The 18,769-nt window shown below is 63.5% G+C and carries 18 protein-coding genes and 4 tRNA genes; 2 read left to right on the forward strand and 20 right to left on the reverse strand.

All coding sequences use genetic code 11. The annotated features are described in order from the left end of the window. Nucleotides 1–154: 154 nt before the first annotated feature. From IEX85_RS20750 to IEX85_RS20805, 12 genes are all read right to left on the reverse strand, one after another. A tRNA-Thr gene (locus IEX85_RS20750) sits at nt 155–229 on the reverse strand. A gap of 13 nt (nt 230–242) precedes the next feature. Continuing rightward, a tRNA-Gly gene (locus tag IEX85_RS20755) sits at nt 243–317 on the reverse strand. A 36-nt stretch (nt 318–353) separates the two neighbouring features. Then, nucleotides 354–437 (reverse strand) — tRNA-Tyr (locus IEX85_RS20760). A 25-nt stretch (nt 438–462) separates the two neighbouring features. Then, nucleotides 463–538 (reverse strand) — tRNA-Thr (locus IEX85_RS20765). Between the two features lie 35 nt (nt 539–573). Continuing rightward, entirely contained in the window at nt 574–1,248 is a 675-nt protein-coding gene (locus IEX85_RS20770) for a hypothetical protein (RefSeq protein WP_188862548.1), read from the reverse strand. 235 nt (nt 1,249–1,483) lie between these two features. Further along, nucleotides 1,484–2,200, reverse strand: a complete 717-nt coding sequence (locus IEX85_RS20775; RefSeq protein WP_188862549.1) for a type III pantothenate kinase — start codon at nt 2,198–2,200, stop codon at nt 1,484–1,486. Further along, nucleotides 2,197–3,171: a bifunctional biotin--[acetyl-CoA-carboxylase] ligase/biotin operon repressor BirA gene (birA, locus tag IEX85_RS20780; protein WP_188862550.1), complete on the reverse strand. Its 975-nt coding sequence runs from the start codon at nt 3,169–3,171 to the stop codon at nt 2,197–2,199. The genes IEX85_RS20775 and birA overlap by 4 nt, the downstream gene beginning before the upstream one ends. A gap of 87 nt (nt 3,172–3,258) precedes the next feature. After that, entirely contained in the window at nt 3,259–3,765 is a 507-nt protein-coding gene (locus IEX85_RS20785; RefSeq protein WP_188862551.1) for a dihydrofolate reductase, read from the reverse strand. Beyond that, entirely contained in the window at nt 3,762–3,917 is a 156-nt protein-coding gene (locus tag IEX85_RS20790) for a dihydrofolate reductase (RefSeq protein WP_188862552.1), read from the reverse strand. Before IEX85_RS20790 ends, IEX85_RS20785 begins: the two co-directional genes overlap by 4 nt. Before the next feature lie 11 nt (nt 3,918–3,928). After that, entirely contained in the window at nt 3,929–4,771 is an 843-nt protein-coding gene (locus IEX85_RS20795) for a thymidylate synthase (protein ID WP_188862553.1), read from the reverse strand. 160 nt (nt 4,772–4,931) lie between these two features. Next, nucleotides 4,932–5,723, reverse strand: a complete 792-nt coding sequence (lgt, locus tag IEX85_RS20800) for a prolipoprotein diacylglyceryl transferase (protein WP_188862554.1) — start codon at nt 5,721–5,723, stop codon at nt 4,932–4,934. A gap of 60 nt (nt 5,724–5,783) precedes the next feature. Further along, complete coding sequence (locus tag IEX85_RS20805; protein ID WP_188862555.1) at nt 5,784–6,587, reverse strand: sulfite exporter TauE/SafE family protein; 804 nt, start codon at nt 6,585–6,587, stop codon at nt 5,784–5,786. A gap of 253 nt (nt 6,588–6,840) precedes the next feature. Between IEX85_RS20805 and IEX85_RS20810 the strand changes: the two genes are divergently transcribed. After that, the gene (locus IEX85_RS20810) at nt 6,841–7,620 is read left to right on the forward strand and encodes an NRDE family protein (RefSeq protein WP_188862556.1); all 780 of its coding nucleotides are present in this window, start codon (nt 6,841–6,843) and stop codon (nt 7,618–7,620) included. A gap of 374 nt (nt 7,621–7,994) precedes the next feature. Here the strand turns inward: IEX85_RS20810 and ptsP are convergent, their stop codons facing one another. Next, a complete protein-coding gene (ptsP, locus tag IEX85_RS20815; RefSeq protein WP_188862557.1) occupies nt 7,995–10,268 on the reverse strand; it encodes a phosphoenolpyruvate--protein phosphotransferase in 2,274 nt (757 codons plus the stop codon). 138 nt (nt 10,269–10,406) lie between these two features. Next, nucleotides 10,407–10,904 carry an RNA pyrophosphohydrolase gene (rppH, locus tag IEX85_RS20820; RefSeq protein WP_188862558.1) on the reverse strand — a complete coding sequence of 166 codons (498 nt, stop codon included), beginning with the start codon at nt 10,902–10,904 and terminating at the stop codon, nt 10,407–10,409. 154 nt (nt 10,905–11,058) lie between these two features. On the opposite strand from rppH, the gene IEX85_RS20825 reads away from it, so the two are divergent. After that, nucleotides 11,059–11,715: a histidinol-phosphatase gene (locus tag IEX85_RS20825; protein WP_188862559.1), complete on the forward strand. Its 657-nt coding sequence runs from the start codon at nt 11,059–11,061 to the stop codon at nt 11,713–11,715. A gap of 162 nt (nt 11,716–11,877) precedes the next feature. On the opposite strand, the gene IEX85_RS20830 is transcribed toward IEX85_RS20825, so the two are convergent. From IEX85_RS20830 to pepP, 6 genes are all read right to left on the reverse strand, one after another. Next, nucleotides 11,878–12,918 (reverse strand): NADP(H)-dependent aldo-keto reductase, encoded by a 1,041-nt coding sequence (locus IEX85_RS20830; RefSeq protein ID WP_188862560.1) that lies wholly within the window; start codon nt 12,916–12,918, stop codon nt 11,878–11,880. Between the two features lie 84 nt (nt 12,919–13,002). Further along, nucleotides 13,003–14,199 (reverse strand): class I SAM-dependent rRNA methyltransferase, encoded by a 1,197-nt coding sequence (locus IEX85_RS20835; RefSeq protein ID WP_188862561.1) that lies wholly within the window; start codon nt 14,197–14,199, stop codon nt 13,003–13,005. Between the two features lie 94 nt (nt 14,200–14,293). Beyond that, nucleotides 14,294–14,686, reverse strand: a complete 393-nt coding sequence (gene gcvH, locus IEX85_RS20840; RefSeq protein WP_188862562.1) for a glycine cleavage system protein GcvH — start codon at nt 14,684–14,686, stop codon at nt 14,294–14,296. A gap of 212 nt (nt 14,687–14,898) precedes the next feature. Next, the gene (locus tag IEX85_RS20845; RefSeq protein WP_188862563.1) at nt 14,899–16,173 is read right to left on the reverse strand and encodes an FAD-dependent monooxygenase; all 1,275 of its coding nucleotides are present in this window, start codon (nt 16,171–16,173) and stop codon (nt 14,899–14,901) included. Then, nucleotides 16,173–17,438, reverse strand: a complete 1,266-nt coding sequence (gene ubiH, locus IEX85_RS20850; protein WP_188862564.1) for a 2-octaprenyl-6-methoxyphenyl hydroxylase — start codon at nt 17,436–17,438, stop codon at nt 16,173–16,175. The genes IEX85_RS20845 and ubiH overlap by 1 nt, the downstream gene beginning before the upstream one ends. Beyond that, on the reverse strand, nt 17,438–18,769 hold the full coding sequence (gene pepP / locus IEX85_RS20855) for a Xaa-Pro aminopeptidase (protein ID WP_188862565.1): 1,332 nt from the start codon (nt 18,767–18,769) through the stop codon (nt 17,438–17,440). Before pepP ends, ubiH begins: the two co-directional genes overlap by 1 nt.

The following is an 18,769-nucleotide window of genomic DNA, read 5'->3' on the forward strand; positions in this document are numbered from 1 at the left end:
AACGTGACCGATGGTGCCGACGTTAACGTGCGGTTTGCTACGTTCAAATGATTGCTTAGCCACCAGCTATATCCCTGAAAAAGGTAAATGAATTTTCGAACCGACAAATACGAAAAAGGGTAGACATATTTCTATATCTACCCTTCTTCTGAATTGGAGCTCATGGGCGGATTTGAACCGCCGACCTCACCCTTACCAAGGGTGTGCTCTACCCCTGAGCTACATGAGCATAACACTAAAGCTGGAGCGGGTAGCGGGAATCGAACCCGCCTCTTCAGCTTGGAAGGCTGAGGTAATAGCCACTATACCATACCCGCCTACTTTAGCTTTCTCGCCGAAAACCGGAGAGAAGATGGTGGTGAGGGGTGGATTCGAACCACCGAAGCTCGCGCGTCAGATTTACAGTCTGATCCCTTTGGCCACTCGGGAACCTCACCAACAATGTCACTTCGTCGCTTAACCTGGTGCCGGCACGAGGAGTCGAACCCCGGACCTACTGATTACAAGTCAGTTGCTCTACCAGCTGAGCTATACCGGCTCAGCGAGCGGCTCAGCGTCGAAGTGGGGCGTATATTACTGATCGCCCCGGGGGCTTGCAACCCCTTCGCAAACTTTTTTCTCAATTTTTATTTCGGGCTGGGTATTTTCGAGCACACGGTTGATTTTGTTGAACAATTCTCGATCAGTTGCAGCGGGAATCAGCAGCCGGAAGCGCTCCCTGGGCCGCTCCAGAGGGCGCAGCTGGGGAGCCAGACCGGCTTCGCCGAAGCGCTCGAGCTCGTCCCCGGCACCGCCTTCGCCGGTGAAACGCCCCAATTTCAGCACGCCATCGTCCGGACGCCCCTCGGGTACAATCCCCAGCCCGTCCAGCCGCTCGATCAACGCCAGCCGCTCGGCGGATGACGCCGGCAGATCCAGCACCAGTTCGAAACCGTCGGGCAGCATTTCGGTCTCGACCTCCACCTGCGGATCCAGGCCATTGCTGCGCATCAGCACCGCCGCCTGATCGGCGGCCAGACGGTCGGCAAAGCCCTCGTAAACCAGACAGAGATTGGAGGGCGCCGCCTGCGGCTGCACCGGACGCAGCGTCAGCGCTCCGGATGATACCTCCGACAGAAGCCGCAACTCGCGCCCGGCATCCGCAGGCGGCGGCAACGGCTCCCGCGACTGATCCGGCCGCATCATCGCAGCCCAGAGCAGCACCACCGCATTCGCCAGCAACAGCAGCAGAAACAACCAGCGCAGCATCAGCCCGGATACTTCATGAGGGATTTGGAATTTAGGGCCAAGCTGGCTAGAAAGGTTGCACTATCGACCGCAGGCGCGTAGCGGGGCCTACGGTTCCAGGTCGATCGTGCAAGATTCGACGCCAGCTCGGACGTAAAACCAAATAGGGACTTGTCTATGTCTTGTTCCATACAAACCATATCACCTTACAGCCAGGCCGACTTATCGCCCGGCCCGTCTTCATGAAGTATTCGGACTACAGCGCCCACTCCAGACCGTCCATTACGAGCTCGGGCCGGTATTCACCACGACCCGCCAAGCGCTGGAACAGTTCGCCATCGCCGCCGGTAATCAGCAGCCGGAACTCACCGCCGTCACGGTCCAGACGCTCGATGAGCTGGCGCTGGATAGCATCGAAGACAAAGTTGACACCGTGAAACACGGCGGAGGCGGTATCGCGTCCGGGAGCGAGATCAAAGTGGGCTATTTCGCGCTCGGCCACCACCTCGGCGGTGTTGGCCAGCAGGCTTTTCGCCATCAGGCGCAGCCCGGGCACGATATAGCCCCCGTCGTGGCGCCCGTCTGCGGTGACAAAGTCGATAGTAATGGCGCTGCCGCAGTCGACAACGCAGCAGGCGCCCGCGCCGAGGTTGAACCCGGCCAGCATCGCCAGCCAGCGATCGACCCCCATGCGCGACGGGTCAGCGTAGCTGTTGATCACCCCGGCCGCCTGGTGGCTGCTGCGGGCGAACTCGGGCTTCAGACCCCAGCGCGCCTGGCAATAGCCGGTAATCAGCGCCGCCACCACGGGTCCTGCCACGCTGGCGACCCGCACCCGCTGCACCTGATCGGGCAAGGACTCGGGCATGCCGTCATGCAGTCGCTCGGTCAGCAGCCGCCCCCTCGTGGGCGGACCTTCACCGCTGCAGCGCCATTTGAGAAAGGTATTGCCGACATCGATATCGAGGATCATGACAGCCGCCTGAGACTGACCTCGCCACCATGGAAGCTTTCGACGCCGCTGGCGGTTTCCAGCATCAGAGCGCCGCTTTCCGAGACTCCGCGACAGACGCCCTCGACCGCATTGAGCCCGAAGCTGAGGGAGACGCGCTGATCGCGGTAGGCATCGAGCGCATGCCATTCGTCGCGGAACGGCTCGAAACCATCGCGGGAGAAAGCCTCCATCACCGGCACCAGCTCGTTGACCAGCGCCGCCAGTACCTCGGTACGCGACGGCGTCTGTCCGCAGATCTGGCGCAGGTCGACCCAGGGCTGACCGATATCGGCCGCCAGCTCGTCGGGCATAGCAATATTGAGGCCCACACCGGAGACGACCTGACAGTCGCCCGACGCTTCGCCGTTCATTTCAAGCAGAATGCCGGCCAGCTTGCGCCCCTGCCATAGAAGATCGTTCGGCCACTTGAGCTCGGCGCCTTCGAGCCCGAGACGTCTGAGCCCCCGCACCAGCCCGAGCCCCACCGCAAGACTGAGCCCTTCGAGGGACGCAGCCCCCTGCGGGAAGCGCCAGACCAGCGAAAAATACAGATTGCGCGCGAACGGGCTGACCCAGTGACGGCCGCGGCGCCCCCGCCCTGCCGTCTGCTGTTCCGCAACGTAGAGCCGGCCGTGGCCGCCGTTCTGATGCAGCTGCTGCATCGCCAGCATATTGGTGGACGGTATCGACAGCTCGAAGCACTGCCCGCTCAGCTGCGTGCCTACGACGTCGTCGAGCTCCTGACGAAAACGCTCCTCATCGAGCAGATCCAGCCCGCCCGGCAGGCGATAGCCCCGCCCCTTGACGCTGTAGATTTCGATTCCGAAATCCTCGAGCTTCCGCATCTGCTTCCAGATCGCACTACGACTGACCTTCAGCTCGGCTCCCAGCTCCTGGCCGGAGTGGAACTGGCCGTCAGCCAGAATGGACAACAACGATCGGATCGTCATAGAGCAAGTCCTTTATTGCGTTCGACCCGCCCGGCGCAGCGGGCGGGTAAATCAATCCGGCCCGTTCCGATCGGGCCGCCAGCGCCGTCACGCAACCCGGTCGTAGACGACAAAACTGTAATCATAGGGGTTGGGGCCTTCGGCGCTGAAGTCCTGCCGCGCAACCTCGCGCCACTCCGTTGCGACGATGGCCGGGAAGCGGGCGTCTCCGTCCACGGCCGCATGCACCTGGGTGAGATACAGACGCCCGGCCCGGGGCAAGGCCTGCTCGTAGACCTGGGAACCGCCGATCACCATGGCTTCTTCGCAGCCGCCGATTTCGCAATGCGCCTCGGCCAGCTCCAGCGCCTGGTCCAGCGAAGGCGCCACCTGTACGCCCTCATGATGCCAGTCCGCATCCCGCGTCACCACTATATTGGCACGCCCGGGCAGTGCACGGCCGATTGACTCGAAGGTCTTGCGCCCCATGACGACGGGTTTCCCCATCGTCACCTGCTTGAAGTACTTGAGGTCACCCGGTAGATACCAGGGCAGCTTGTTGTCGATGCCGATGACCCTGTTCTGCGCCTGGGCAACAATGATCGCCAGTCTCATTTACGCTCCTTTGACAGTACGGACTTGCCCATCGCCGCTTCTTCGAAATACCTGAGGTCGCCCGGCAGGTACCAGGGCAGCTTGTTGTCGATGCCTATGCCCTTTATACGAGCAGTGTTCTGCGCCTGGGCAACGATAATCGCCAGTCTCATCACTCCCTCCCCTACACCGCCACTGGCGCCTTGATGCCGGGCAACGGATCGTAACCGGCGAACTCGAAGTCCTCGAAACGATAGTCGAACAGCGACTCGGGCCGGCGCAGGATACGCAGGCGCGGCAACTCCCGCGGCGAGCGCGATAGCTGCTCCTCGACGATGGCCGGGTCGTTCAGATGGTTCTGATACAAGTGTACGTCACCGAAAGTATGGACGAAATCGCCAACCTCCAGATCACACTGCTGCGCCAGCATATGGGTCAGCAGTGAATAGGAGGCGATATTGAACGGCACGCCGAGGAAATAATCGGCGCTGCGCTGGTACAGCTGACAGCTGAGCCTGCCGTCGGCGACGTAAAACTGGAACAGCGTATGGCAGGGTGGCAGCGCGGCCTTGCCGTTGCGTACGTTTTCCTGAGGGCTGACGGACTCGTCCGGCAGATCCGCCGGATTCCAGCCGCTGACGATCAGCCGCCGCGAATTCGGGTTGCGCCGGATCTGTTCGACCAGATCGGCGATCTGGTCGACCGTGCGACCATCCGGACAGGCCCAGGAACGCCATTGCTTGCCATAAACGGGCCCCAGGTCACCGTTCTCCAGCGCCCATTCGTCCCAGATGCTGACACCATGCTGCTGCAGCCAGCGGTTGTCGGTACTGCCGCTGAGAAACCAGAGCAGTTCGTACACCACCGACCGGACATGTACTTTTTTGGTGGTCAGCAGCGGAAATCCCGCCGCCAGATCGAAGCGCAGCTGACGCCCGAACACCGAGCGCGTACCGGTACCGGTGCGATCCCCCTTGTCGGTACCATTGGCGATGATATCGCGCATCAGATCCAGGTACTGTTGCATCTCTACTCCGCTTGAAGGTCTCGGTCAGGGGCTATTTTATGCGCCCGGCTCCGTCTTGTCGCCCGCTGAGTATCAACCGAACTTCTCGAACCTGTAGGGTGTCGGTGAGCCTGCGAACCGCACCGGTTCAACGGTGCGGTTCACTTCGTTTACCAGCACCCTACGCCACCACCCCGCCACGGCGATAAGCCAGAGCGATAAGCAGCGCGCCGGCAAGGATCATCGGCAGCGACAGCACCTGCCCCATCGACAGCCAGTCGAAGGCAATGAAGCCGAGATGGGCGTCCGGCTCGCGGACCAGCTCGACCAGAAAGCGGAAACTGCCATACAGCAGCAAAAAGAGGCCTGAGACCGCCATACGCGGCCGCGGCTTCGACGAATACCACCAGAGCACCAGAAACAGCACCAGCCCTTCGAGCACGAATTCGTAGAGCTGCGACGGGTGACGGGGAACGCCGTCGCCGGCGCGCGGGAAAACCACGCCCCAGGGCAGATCGGTGGCGCGCCCCCAGAGCTCGCCGCCGATGAAGTTGCCGACCCGCCCGGCACCGAGGCCGATTGGGATCAATGGCGCGGCGAAGTCCCCCATTTCGAAGAAGCTCTTGCGGTAGTGTCGACCGAAGATCCAGAGCACCACCAGCACCCCGATCAGGCCACCGTGGAATGACATGCCGCCTTCCCAGATATGGAACAGCCACAGCGGTTTCTGCACAAAGTAGTCGAAGTGATAGAACAGCACATAACCGGCCCGTCCACCGATGATCACACCGACTGCGCCCCAGAAGATCAGGTCCGAAACCTGCTGTGCGGTCCAGCCCGAGCCCGGCCGGTTGGCGCGCCAGGTGCCGAGCCACCAGGCGGCAGCAAAGCCCACCAGGTACATCAGGCCGTACCAGTGCACCTGGATGAATCCCAGATCCAGCGCCACCGGATCGATATCATGCACCCACATCGGAAAACTCCTTGCTCATAACGGTTGTGCGGACGAAGGACAGGCGAGAGACTCGCGGATTCACATGAGGTTCCCGATAATGAAGCGCAAACCCACCAGCGCCAGGAACGCCGCGAAGACACGCCGCAGCAGCGACGCCGGCAGACTGTGGGCCCAGTGCGCGCCGAGGCGGGCGAAGAACGGGCTGGTCAGTACTATGCCGAAAAAGGCCGGCAGGTAGACGTAACCCAGGCTCCATTCGGGCAGTCCCTCGTGCCCCCACCCCTCGTAGATATTGGTACAGGCCCCCATCAGGGCAATCGGCAGCCCACAGGCCGACGAGGTCGCGATCGCCTCCTGGATGCGTACATGACGCCAGCTCAGATAGGGCACCGTCAGGGTACCGCCGCCGATACCGAACAGCGCCGATGCCCAACCAATCACGCCACCGGCCGCCCCCAGGCTCGCGGCAGACGGCTCCTGCCCGGTGCTCTGCGACGGTTTCAGCCCCAGAGCCAGCTGCAATGCCACCGCCAGCGCGAAACAGCCGATCAGCAACTGCAGCATCTCGCCTTCGAGCCGCCCGGCCGTCCGGACGCCGAAATAGGCGCCGACCAGGATGCCCAGCGCCAGCGGCCGGAACAGCTTCCAGCGCACCGCGCCGCGCTTGTGGTGGGCCAGGATGGAACTGATCGATGTAACGACGATAGTGGCAAGCGAGGTGGCTACCGCGGCATGGGTCAGCACCTGTGGCGAGACGCCCTGCAGGCCGAAGGAGAAGACCAGCACCGGCACGATCAGCAGTCCGCCGCCGATACCGAACAGGCCCGCGGTTACGCCGGCAGCGGCCCCCAGAAGCAGATACATCAACAGTGTCAAAAGCATGGAGGGACGTCCCTGTAGCTGTCGTGGTAGAGTCAAGGCGCTGTATCGACCCGAGCGCCCAAACATGAAGCGGGGAGGTTCAACACCGAAAAGGCCAGCGCCCCGCCAGAAACCGGCACTTCTGCGCACATGCGCCTGCGTTTGCCGCTGTTATGCAACCGGCAGCAGCCCATTTCGCAGGCCGGATTCATGATACCCGATTAGCCTGCGCCTTTGACCCCGCAGCACAACCTGAGAACAGATTCGACCGCCCATGTGCCTGATCGCCTTTGCCTACCGCCGTCATCCCCGCTACAACCTGATCCTGGTCGCCAATCGCGACGAGTTCTACCGACGCCCGGCAAGCGCCCTCTCGGCCTGGGACGAAGAACCCGGACTGCTGGCCGGACGTGACCTGGAACAGGGAGGCACCTGGCTGGGCCTGCACCGAAGCGGCCGTCTCGCGGCCGTGACCAACTATCGCGACGGCCGCAGCCAGGAGACCGGATTGCGCTCGCGCGGGTACCTGACGCGCGACTACCTGCTTGGCCAGGAACCGGCCTCCGCCTGCGCCGCAGCGCTCGCCGCAAAGAGCAACCGCTTCGCCGGCTTCAACCTGCTGCTGGGTGACGCCAGCGGGCTCTGCTACCTGTCGAACCGGGGCCGCGCGGCACAGCAACTCGGGCCCGGTGTCTATGGACTGAGCAACGCGCTGCTGGACTCGCCCTGGCCCAAGCTCCTGCGCGCCCGCCAGGCGCTGACACAGCTGCTGACCTCGCAGGACCTGGAAGCGTCCGAGCTGGCCGCCATTCTCGCCGACCGCCAGCGCCCCGGGGACGACCTGCTGCCCGATACCGGCATCGGGCTCGAAAAGGAACGGGCGCTCTCGTCCTGTTTTATCCAGCTACCGGAATACGGCACCCGCGCAACCTCCGTGATCATGCAGGATCACGAGGGCAATACCCGCTTCTACGAGCAGAGCTTCGATGCCGAGGGCCCGACGGATATCCGGGATTATCGCTTCAGGATGCCGGTGATCGGGGGACAGGCGTGACGGGTGACGGGTGGCACGATGCGTAGGAGCCGCGCCTCGCGGCGAATGGCCCGGCACCCTGCCGGAATTCGCGGCGGGGCGCCGCTCCCACACCAAGCGTAGGAGCCCACTCTGTGGGCGAACAGCCTTTCAGCACGCTGCCAACCTTCGATTCGCTTGCGGAGAGAGCTCCTGCATCTGCATCTGCCTTTTCTGTTCCCTGCCGGCTGAAGCCAATCGATCTGTACTGCGATCGATTTGACGGGTTTCGCGATGCCCGGACGGTATGGGGACCGGTCATGTCCGTACCGGAGCAGCGCTCTACCCATCCTCCAGTCACGACACCGGCCAAGCTGAGTTGCAGCTTTACGCTTAATGCCGCACCACCAACCAACCTAGTCCGGAATCACCGGCCGGGTCAGCTGGCCAAGCCCCAGCTCCTGCAGCGTGTTGCGCAGCAGCATGTGAATGTCCTCGGCATCGTCCATGCGGTGGATACGGTCCAGCAGCTCGCCGGCGCGGGCATAGCTGATGCCCCGGATCGCCGACTTCACCTTGGGCAGGTTGGTGGCGTTCATCGACAGCACGTCGTAGCCCATCGCCATCAGCAGGATGGCTCCGCCGGGGTCGGCGGCCATCTCGCCGCAGATGGAAACCGGCACGCTTTCCTTGTGCGCTTCCTTGGCGATGTACTCGAGCGCGCGCAGCACCGACGGGTGGTACGGCGCGTACAGACCGGCGACGCGGGGATTGTTGCGATCCACCGCCAGCAGATACTGGGTCAGGTCATTGGACCCCACCGATATGAAATCGACACGACGGGCGAAGCGACGGACCTGATATACCGCTGCCGGAACCTCGACCATCACACCCACCGGCGGACGGTCGGTGATCAGTCCCTCCTCGCGCAGCTCGCGCACCGCGCGATCGATCATGCGGTTGGCTTCGTCCACCTCGTGCACGCTGGTCACCATCGGCAGCATGATGCGCAGGTTGTCCAGACCTTCGGCAGCGCGCAGCATGGCCCTTACCTGCACCAGGAAAATTTCCGGATGGTCCAGCGTCACGCGGATACCCCGCCAGCCGAGGAAAGGGTTTTCCTCCGAAATCGGGAAGTACGGCAGCGCCTTGTCGCCGCCGATGTCGAGCGTGCGCATCGTCACCGGACGTGGCGCGAAGGCCTCCAGCTGCTCGCGATAGGTCTGGGTCTGTTCCTGTTCGCTGGGAAAGAAGTCCTTGACCATGAAGGGAATTTCGGTGCGATACAGGCCAATTCCCTCGGCGCCGCGCTCGAGCGAGCGCTCGACGTCGGCGATCAGGCCGGTGTTGACCCATAGCGGCATGCGGAAGCCGTCGGTGGTTTCCGCCGGCTTGTCCCGCAGCTGTTCGAGCCCCGCCGCGACTTCGCGGTCCTCGCGCACGATCTCTTCGTAGGCCGTAGCGACCTCGTCGCTCGGGTTGACGAAGACCCGCCCCGAATAGCCGTCCAGAATCAGGGTTCGCCCGTCGAGCTGGGTATAGGGCAGGTCCACCACCCCCATAACCGTCGGTATGCCCATCGAGCGCGCCAGGATGGCGGCATGGGAGTTGCCGGCACCGTGCACCGACACCAGACCCGCCAGCTTGTCGGTCGGCACCTCGCCGAGCATCGCCGGCGTCAGCTCGTCGGCCACCAGGATGGTGCTGTCGGGATACTCGATCTGGGACGGCGAGGCCTCCTGCATATAGGCCAGCACGCGGCGACCGAGATCCCTGATATCGGTCGCGCGCTCACGCAGGTAAGGGTCGTCCATGGCGTTGAACTCGCGAACATGCGCCTTCACCACATCGCGCAGCGCGCCCTGCGCCCAGCTGCCGCGGCGAATGCGCTCGACCACCTCGCCGGCCAGGGCGTTGTCGTCCAGCATGCGCAGGTAGACATCGAACAGCTCCTGTTCTTCGTGACGCAGTCGCTTGGCGAGACTGCGACCGACTACGCGGATATCGCGCCGCACCGCCGCCAGCGCCCGGTTGAACTGGGCGATTTCGGCATCGATATCGGTCGCCACCCGATCCGGCACCGCATTCAGGTCGGCAGGGGGCGCCTTCACCACACCGGTCCCGATGGCAACGCCAGAGGCCGCCGGCACCCCTTCGAAACGGCTTTCCGCCACCCGTTCGTGGTTTCCGCTGATGGCATGGATGGAGCCCGTTGCCTCGGCGTGGGCAATCACGCCCGCCAGCTGTGCCGAGACCGTGACGAGGAAGGCCTCCTCGTTTTCGTCAAAACGGCGACGCTCCTTTTGCTGCACCACCAGCACGCCGAGCACGTCGCGCTGATGGATGATCGGTACGCCGAGAAAGGAGTGAAAGCGCTCCTCCCCGGTGCCCTGAAGATAAATGAAAGCGGGATGGCTGGCGGCGTCCTCGAGATTGATCGGCTCGGCCCGGGCACCGACCAGGCCGACGATCCCCTCGGAGGGCGACAGACTGACCATGCGCACCGATTCTTTGTTGAGACCCTGGGTCGCCATCAGGGTGTAGCGCTGTTTCTTGGCGTCGAACAGGTAGACAGAACACATCTGCGTGCGCATGGCACGCTGAATCCTGCGCACGATGAGATCCAGCACCGTATCCAGATCCGGCGCGGCGCTGACCTCCTGAACTATCTTGCGCAGTGTTTCGAGCATCTCCCACCCCTGTCGTTGTTATAGTCTTCCCGCCCCGGATTGCGGTGCTCGCCGGGGCGGCTCATCGTCCCTGATGAAGTCGCGCGATAACCCAGGAAACCTGCCAACAGGCCAAAAAAGACTTGTTCGCAGGTTTCTTTAGCCCTCCCGAAGGCGGGCGACCACTCGCGCCAGTTTGGGCGAAAGCTCCTTCATGGCCTTGCGGTACACCTCGCGCTTGAACGAGACAACCTGACCCAACGGATACCAGTAGCTGACCCAACGCCAGCCGTCAAACTCCGGTGAGTGGCTGTGGTCGATCGATACCGCCTGGTCGGCACTGAGCATGCGCAGCAGGTACCACTTCTGCTTCTGGCCGACACAGACCGGATGGGAATTGCGCCGAATCATTCGCTTGGGTAAACGATAGCGAAGCCAGCCGCGGGTCACCCCGACAATCTCGACATCGCTGGCAGAGAGGCCGACCTCTTCGAACAGCTCCCGGTACATCGCCTCCTCGGGGGATTCGTCGTCCTGAATACCGCCTTGCGGGAACTGCCAGGCATCCTGCCCTATGCGTTTGGCCCAAAGGACCTGACCCAGCGAGTTCGCCAGAATGATACCGACATTCGGTCTGAACCCATCTGAATCAATCACTGTTGTTATCCTGATACTGTTTGCTGCTATTGTTCCACACTTCGCCTGATCCGCAAACTCCGCGCCAATGCTGCGTTAACGCAGCGCAAACGGGTGCCGACCCGCGCCCGCGGATCGCCAATTTCCGCTATTTCCGGATCATGAGGACGCCCAATTGAGCCTTGCCATCTTCGACCTCGACCACACCCTGCTCGACGGCGACAGCGACCACGCCTGGGGACAGTTTCTCTGCGAGCGAGGCCTGGTCGATGCCTCCCGGTACCGTGCAGACAACGACCGCTTTTTCGCTCAGTACCAGGCCGGTACGCTGGATATGGCGGCCTACCTCGAGTTCGCGCTGGCGCCACTGGCACGCCACACCCCGGCGCAGCTGGCGGATTGGCATGCGGACTTCATGCAGAAGAAGGTGATCCCCATGATCAAGCCCGGCGCCCGGCGCCTTCTGGCGGAGCACCGCCGCCGTGGAGACCAGCTGCTGATCATCACCGCGACCAATCGCTTCATCACTGCGCCGATTGCCGCCAGGCTCGACGTAGACTTACTGCTGGCAACCGACCCGGAAATGCGGGACGGACACTACACCGGCCGTGTCGAAGGCACGCCCTGCTTTCGCGAAGGCAAGGTGGAGCGCCTGGATGACTGGTTGCAGGAAACCGGTCATAGTCTCGCCGGCAGCCACTTTTACAGCGACTCCCACAACGATCTGCCGCTGCTGGAACGGGTGGATCACCCGGTGGCGGTGGACCCGGACGAGACCCTGAGGAGCTTCGCCGGCGCGCGGGGCTGGCCGGTGATCAGTCTGCTTGAGTGACGGGCTTCAGCCAGGGCGCGGCGGCTCCGGAACGGGTGACAGGTGACAGGTGACAGGTGACAGGTGACAGGTGACAGGTGACAGTAGGGTGCCGGTAAGCGGAGCACACCGCAGCACCGATATCGGCGCTGCACGGTGCGCTTCATTCCATTCAGCAGCACCCTACGGGCAGGGATAGGTAAAGCGAGTGTGGATTTCCTCGATCCGCTCGAGCACATCGCCGCTTAACTCAAGATCGGCCGAGGCGATGTTGCTGCGCAGCTGCGCCATCGTCGAGGCACCGATGATGTTGCTGCCGAGGAACGGCCGGCTGTTGACATAGGCGAGCGCCATCTGCGCCGGATCCAGCCCGGCCTCCCGCGCCAGGGCCACGTATTCGGCGGTCGCCGCCTGACCCTGCTCGGTCAGGTAACGCTGATACTGGGGATAGAGCGCCAGACGCGAGCCGTCGGGTCGCGCACCGTCGAGGTACTTGCCCGACAGGGTGCCGAAGGCGAGCGGCGAATAGGCCAGCAGATCGACCCGCTCGCGCAGCATCACCTCGGCAAGCCCGACCTCCAGGCTGCGATTGAGCAGGCTGTAGGGATTCTGCACCGTCACCACCCGCGGCAAGCCGAGATCCTGCGCCAGCTGCAGGCACTTCATCGTGCCCCAGGCGGTCTCATTGGACAGCCCGACGTAGCGCACCTTGCCGGCATCGACCTGGCCCTTCAGCGCAGCCAGTGTTTCTTCCAGTGCGACGCCGTCACTGCCCTCCTCTGCGGGACGGTACCCCAGCTGGCCAAAGTAGTTGGTCCGGCGCTCCGGCCAGTGCAGCTGGTACAGGTCGATGCGATCGGTCTGCAGCCGGGCCAGGCTCAGGTCGACCGCTTCCTGGATCGCACGCCGCCCGAGCCCGATATCCGGCCGGATATAACGGCACATCTCGCCGGGACCGGCAACCTTGGTTGCCACGATCAGCTGCTCGCGATTGCCGCGTGCCTTCATCCAGCGCCCGATAACGGCTTCGCTGTCGCCCTGATACTGCGGGTCCGTCGGTACCGGATACATCTCTGCGGTATCCAGCAGATTGATGCCGCTCGCGACGGCATAGTCGAGCTGGTCGAACGCCTCGGCTTCGGTGTTCTGGCTGCCGAAGGTCATGGTGCCGAGCGAGATCAGGCTGGCATTGAGATCACTCTGTCCGAGCTGGCGATATTGCATTCGTGTTTCCCGTTTTGTGAACCTGGCGCGCCCCGCAATCCTGATGCAGCATTTGCGCTCAAACAGGGGCGCGCAGCTGAAATATCAACTGCCGGGCAGCACCCGCGCAAAAAAGGCCTTGAGGTAGTCGGTTTCCGGAATCGCCGGGTGCAGCGGATGATCCTGCCCCTGGTGACCCTGTTCGAAAATCTGCGCGTTGCGGTCGAGCTCGCGGCTGTTGCTGCGAATGATATCGATCAGCCGGTCGCGCTGCAGATGCATGGAGCAGGATGCCGACACCAGAATGCCGTCCTTCTTCAAAAGACGCATGGCGAAATTGTTGATGCGGGCATAGGCGCGCTCGCCGTTGCGGATATCCTTCTTCTTCTGAATGAAGGCCGGCGGGTCGACGATGACCAGGTCGTATTTTTCCTTCTCCGCCACCAGCGCCTTGCAGATATCGAAAGCATCGCCGTGCAGCGGATCGAAGCGCTCTTCCTTGCCGTTGATACGAGCGTTTTCCCGCGCCACTTCGAGCGCAAAGTGCGAGGCATCGACGCAGCTCACCATATCGGCACCGGCCGCCAGTGCCTGAACGCCCCAGCCTCCGACATAGCTGAACAAATCCAGCACCCGCTTGCCCGCGACCAGTTGCTGCATGCGCGCGCGGTTGGCGCGGTGATCGTAGAACCAGCCGGTTTTCTGCCCGCGCTGCAATGGCGCCAGCAGATCGACGCCGTTCTCGGTCAGCGGCGACAGTTCCGGCAGATCACCCTGCACCAGTTCGACATAGGTTTCGAGACCTTCCATTTCGCGCATCTTGCCGTCGTTGCGCAGCAGGATCGCCTTGATCTGGAAGACCTTGTTGAGCGCCTCGACCACCTCGTCGATCACCGCCTCCATTCCGGCGGTGGAGATCTGCACCACGAAGACATCGTTGAAACGGTCGATGACCAGACCCGGCAGGCCGTCCGACTCGCCGTAGACCAGCCGGTAGCAGGGATCGGCGAAGCACATTTCGCGCAATGACAGCGCCACCTTGATACGGTGCACCAGCAACGAGCGGTTGAGCGCATAATCACTGTCGCGGCTGACCAGACGGCCGCAGATCAAAGTGTTGGGGTTAACGTAGGCGATACCGAGGGATTTGCCCCGGTCCGACTCGACCAGCACCTGCTCGCCGGCGACGAAACCCTTGAGCGGTGTGCGTTCGGTGTCCACCTCGTTGCTGTAGATCCAGAGGTGTCCGGCACGCAGGCGCTTCTCGGCTCCGGTTTTCAGGATTAAGCGGTTCAGGGACATAAGGAAGGCCAGCAATATTTTCCGGAAATTGAAATGACTGTCCCGGCCAGCGGCCGGGACAGCGACAGGATCAAAGGCCCCGATGCGGCTGCGATCAGGACTCGGCCTCGCACAGCTCGGCGTAGCCGTCAGCGTCGAGCAGATCGTCGAGTTCGGAGGTGTCGCTCAGTTTGAGCTTGAAGAACCAGCCGTCGCCATAGGGATCGCTGTTGACCAGCTCCGGCGACTCTTCCAGGTCTTCGTTGATCTCGATGACCTCGCCCGAAAGCGGGGCATAGATATCCGATGCCGCCTTGACCGACTCGACGACACCGGCCTCGTCCCCGGCCGACAGCTCGGTACCCGCGCCCGGCAGTTCGACAAAGACCACATCCCCCAGCAGATCCTGGGCGTGATCGGTAACACCGACGGTCACGGTACCGTCGCTCTCGACACGAATCCACTCGTGGCTGGCGACATATTTCAGCTCATTTGGGACGTCACTCATATCCGCTTCCTACCCTTCAGGCTTCAGTGTTGTGATAATCGCGCCGCATGCGGAGCGGGCTCCAGCGCCGATTTTCACCAGTATAGACGCTTTGCCAAAAACGCCCGGCAATCCGTTGGCCGGCTGAACAACAGCCGAAAAGCGCCCCGGGAACCGCACTCGGAACTCGGGCGAACAATGTAAAGCCTCAGCCTGCCGCGGACAAGCCCCGGTCAATCTGCAACCGGCCTGCGGGCCCGCTCGGGCAATTCGCCGGCAAGCCCCATCGCGGCCTGTACCAGGTGGCTTTTCAGTGGCCCTGAATGATCGAACAGGCTCATGCCGATATTGCGCCCCAGCACCAGCAGCGGCTGCTGCGAGCCGAACAGCCGCTTGAAACCCTCCATGGTCGCCGCCATCTGCAGATTGTCGCCCTGACGCCGGCGCTGATAGCGCCGCAGAATGCGCAGCGAACCGATGTCGTCGTCGCGCGCCGCGGCATGCTGCAGCACTTCCGCCAGCACCGCGGCATCGAGCAGGCCGAGATTGACGCCCTGCCCCGCCAGCGGATGAATGGTATGGGCGGCATCGCCGATGGCGGCGAAGGACTCCTGCACGTAACGCCGGGCATGACGCTGCCGCAACGGAATGCGATGACGGCGGTCGCTCCACAGAACCTCGCCCAGGCGCTGCTCGAAGGCGCGCCCGAGCGCCCGACAGAAAGCGTCGTCGTCGAGCCCTTCCAGCTCGCGGGCATGCTCGGGGGACGTCGACCAGACGATGGAGCTGAGATGAGCATCCTCGCCATCGCACAGAGGCAGAAAGGCCAGCGGCCCATCGTCGGTAAACCGCTGCCAGGCAGTCGCCTGATTGGCACGCTCGGTGCGGACCGTGGTGACAATGGCGTGGTGGCCGTAGTCCCACTCCCAGGTCGGCAGCGCCGCCAGCTGCCGGGTGCGTGACAGGGCGCCGTCGGCGGCGATCACCAGTCTCGCCTTCAGGCAAGTGCCATCGGACAGGCCGAGCTCACGTCCCGTTGCGCCACCACAATCGCGGGGCTCGGACAGTTGCAGCACCTCGACGCCGGTGCGCAGCGCGATATCGGGCCGTCGCGTCAGGGCATCGCAGAGCCCGGCCAGAATGACCCGGTTCTCGACGATATGCCCGAGACAGGGTTCGTGCAGCTGCGCGGCGCTGAAGTGGATATGGCCGGTACCCTCGCCGTCCCAGACATCCATATCGGTGTAGGGCGACAGCCGCAGCCCCTCGATCGCGTCCCAGGCACCGAAGGAGCGAAAAATCTGCTGCGACGCCACGGTCAGGGCACTGACCCGCGGGTCGAAGCCCTCGCCCTGCTGCGCCTTCACCGCCGCCGGCAAAGTCGCCGGATCCAGCTCCCGGCTTTCCAGCAGCAGTATCCGCAAACCGCTGCCGGTCAGCGCCAGCGCCGCGGTGAGGCCAACCATGCCAGCCCCGACGATCACCACATCGGCATCGAAATCCTGCATCAGCCGTTTCCTTTAACAAAGCTGCCGAGCATGGGTGCCGGGCTCTCGAGACCCATGGCGGCGCGCGCGAACAGCGTTTTCGCCGCAGGACAGAGATCCAGCAGCTGCAATCCCAGATCCCGACCCAGCGCCTGCAACGGGCTGGCATTGGAGAACAGTTTCATGGTGCGGTCACTGAAGCCGATGGTGCGTCGCTGGTCGCGATGCATCCATTCGTGATAGGCCTGCAGCACCTCCAGATCACCCAGTCTCCGTCCCTGACGCCGGGCGTCGATCAGGTGGTCGGCCAGCGCAACCAGACCGCGCAGGGCCAGGTTGTACCCCTGGCCCGCTATCGGATGCAGCGCATGTGCGGCATTGCCCAGCACTACCAGTCCCGGCCGCACCTGCTCCTCGGCCAGCACCAGCTTCAACGGGTAGCCATGGCGCTCGCCGACGCGGACAAAGCGGCCGGCGCGGTAGCCGAAACGGCGCTGCAGCTCGGCCAGAAAGCGCGCGTCGTCAGCCGCCAGCAGCTGCTCGGCCTCATCGTCCGAGAGCGTCCAGATCAGGCCGCACCGGTGCTGCCCCTGCTGTTCTTCCAGCGGCAACAGCGCCATCGGTCCCTGGTCGGTAAAGCGCTCCCAGGCAACGCCCCCATGGGCTCTGTCCAGACTGACGTTGGCCACCAGCGCATGCTGGTCATAGGTTTCGTAGCGATAACCGATGCCCAGGGCTTCGCGCAGCTCCGAGCGGCCGCCGTCGGCCATCACCACCAGTTGCGCGCGCAGCTGCTCGACCCGGCCATCCCGGCTCAGCGTCAGCGCCATGCCATCGGCGCCGGGGCGCACCTCCGCGACTTCCGCCGGACAGAGGTAGTCGACCCGGTTCGCATCCGGTTGCTGCAGTCTGTCGAGCAGTACCTGCCCGAGCCAGTGGTTCTCGACCACGTACCCCAGCGCCGGGACCCGCTGCTGCGCAGCGGACAGCCTCGTGGCGCCGAAACGCCCCCGGTCCGAGACATGGATGTCACGGATCGGCGTCAGGTGCCGGCGCAGCGTCTGCCAGACGCCCATGCGCTCGTAGGCGCTGCGGCTGCCATAGGCCAGCGCGGTGGAGCGGGCGTCATAACTGGGCTGATAGTTAAGGCCGTCCCGGCGCAGCGGCACCGGCTCGACGATGGCGATGTCGAGATCCAGCGATTCGGCGACCGGCACCAGCGCACAGGCCAGGCTGGCGCCGACCATGCCGCCACCAACGATAACGATGTCGTATTCGCTTTTCATCACGCCCGCCGTGCGTCTGCCATCAGGGTCTCGATTTCGGCCACCGTTTTGGGGACCCCCGCGGTCAGCACTTCACAACCGGCGTCGGTCACCAGCACATCATCCTCTATGCGGATACCGATGCCGCGCCAGCGCGCCTCGACCGCCTCGTTTTGCGGCGAGACATACAACCCCGGCTCCACCGTCATCACCATGCCCGGCTTCAGCGGCCGCCATTCGCCATCGACGCGATAGTCGCCCACATCGTGCACGTCCATGCCGAGCCAGTGACCGAGACGATGCATATAGAAGTCACGGTAGGCGCCCCGCTCGATCAGTTCCTCCGGCTCGCCTTCGAGCAGCCCAAGCTCGACCAGCCCCTCGGTCAGCAGCCTGACCGAAAGGTCGTGGACCTCGTTCCAGAGCACCCCGGGTTTTATCAGATCGATGCAGGCCAGCTGTGTCTTCAGCACCAGTTCGTAGAGCGCTTTCTGCTCCGGGCTGAAGCGCCCGTCTACCGGGAAGGTACGGGTAATGTCGCCGGCGTAGTAGTCGAGTTCGCAGCCGGCATCGATCAGAACCAGATCACCGGCGCGCAGCTCGTCGCGGTTCTCGGTGTAGTGCAGCACGCAGGCGTTGGCGCCGCCGCCGACAATGGACGCGTAGGCGGGCTGGCGGCAACCGTGAATGGCAAAGTGATGACTGATTTCAGCCTCTAGCTGGTATTCGGTCATGCCCGGACGGCACTGCTGCATCGCCCGAACATGGGCCCTGGCGGAAATGTCGCCGGCGGCGCGCATCAGTTCGATCTCGTTGTCCGACTTGAACAGCCGCATTTCGTGCAGCCACTGATCCAGCAGCACCAGCTCCGTCGGCGCCTTCGCTCCCTGACGCGCCCTGGCCCGTATCGCATTGAGCCAGTCCCGCACCCGGGCGTCGAAGGCGGCATCGGCGCCGACTCCGAAGCAGATGCGGCGGCGCCCGTCCAGCAGCGGCGGCAGGCGCTGGTCGATCTCATCGACAGGATAGGCCTCGTCGGCACCGAAACGGGCAACGACGCCTTCTGGACCGGCGCGATAACCGTTCCAGATTTCCATTTCCGGATCCCTGTCCTGGCAGAAAATCAGCGTCTCGCCTTCTTTCCGGCCCGGCAGCAACAGCAACACCGCCTCCGGCTCGTCGAAACCGGTCAGGTAGTAGAAGTCACTGTCCTGGCGAAACGGGTATTCGACGTCGCGGTTGCGGGGCATCATGCGGGCGCCGGGCACTATGGCCACACTGCCCTCAGGCAACTGCGCCATCAGGCGGCGGCGACGCTCGGCGTATTCCTCTGACGGTAGGGTTTTCAGCAT

This window comes from Marinobacterium nitratireducens (assembly GCF_014645375.1).
Lineage (GTDB): Bacteria > Pseudomonadota > Gammaproteobacteria > Pseudomonadales > Balneatricaceae > Marinobacterium_A > Marinobacterium_A nitratireducens.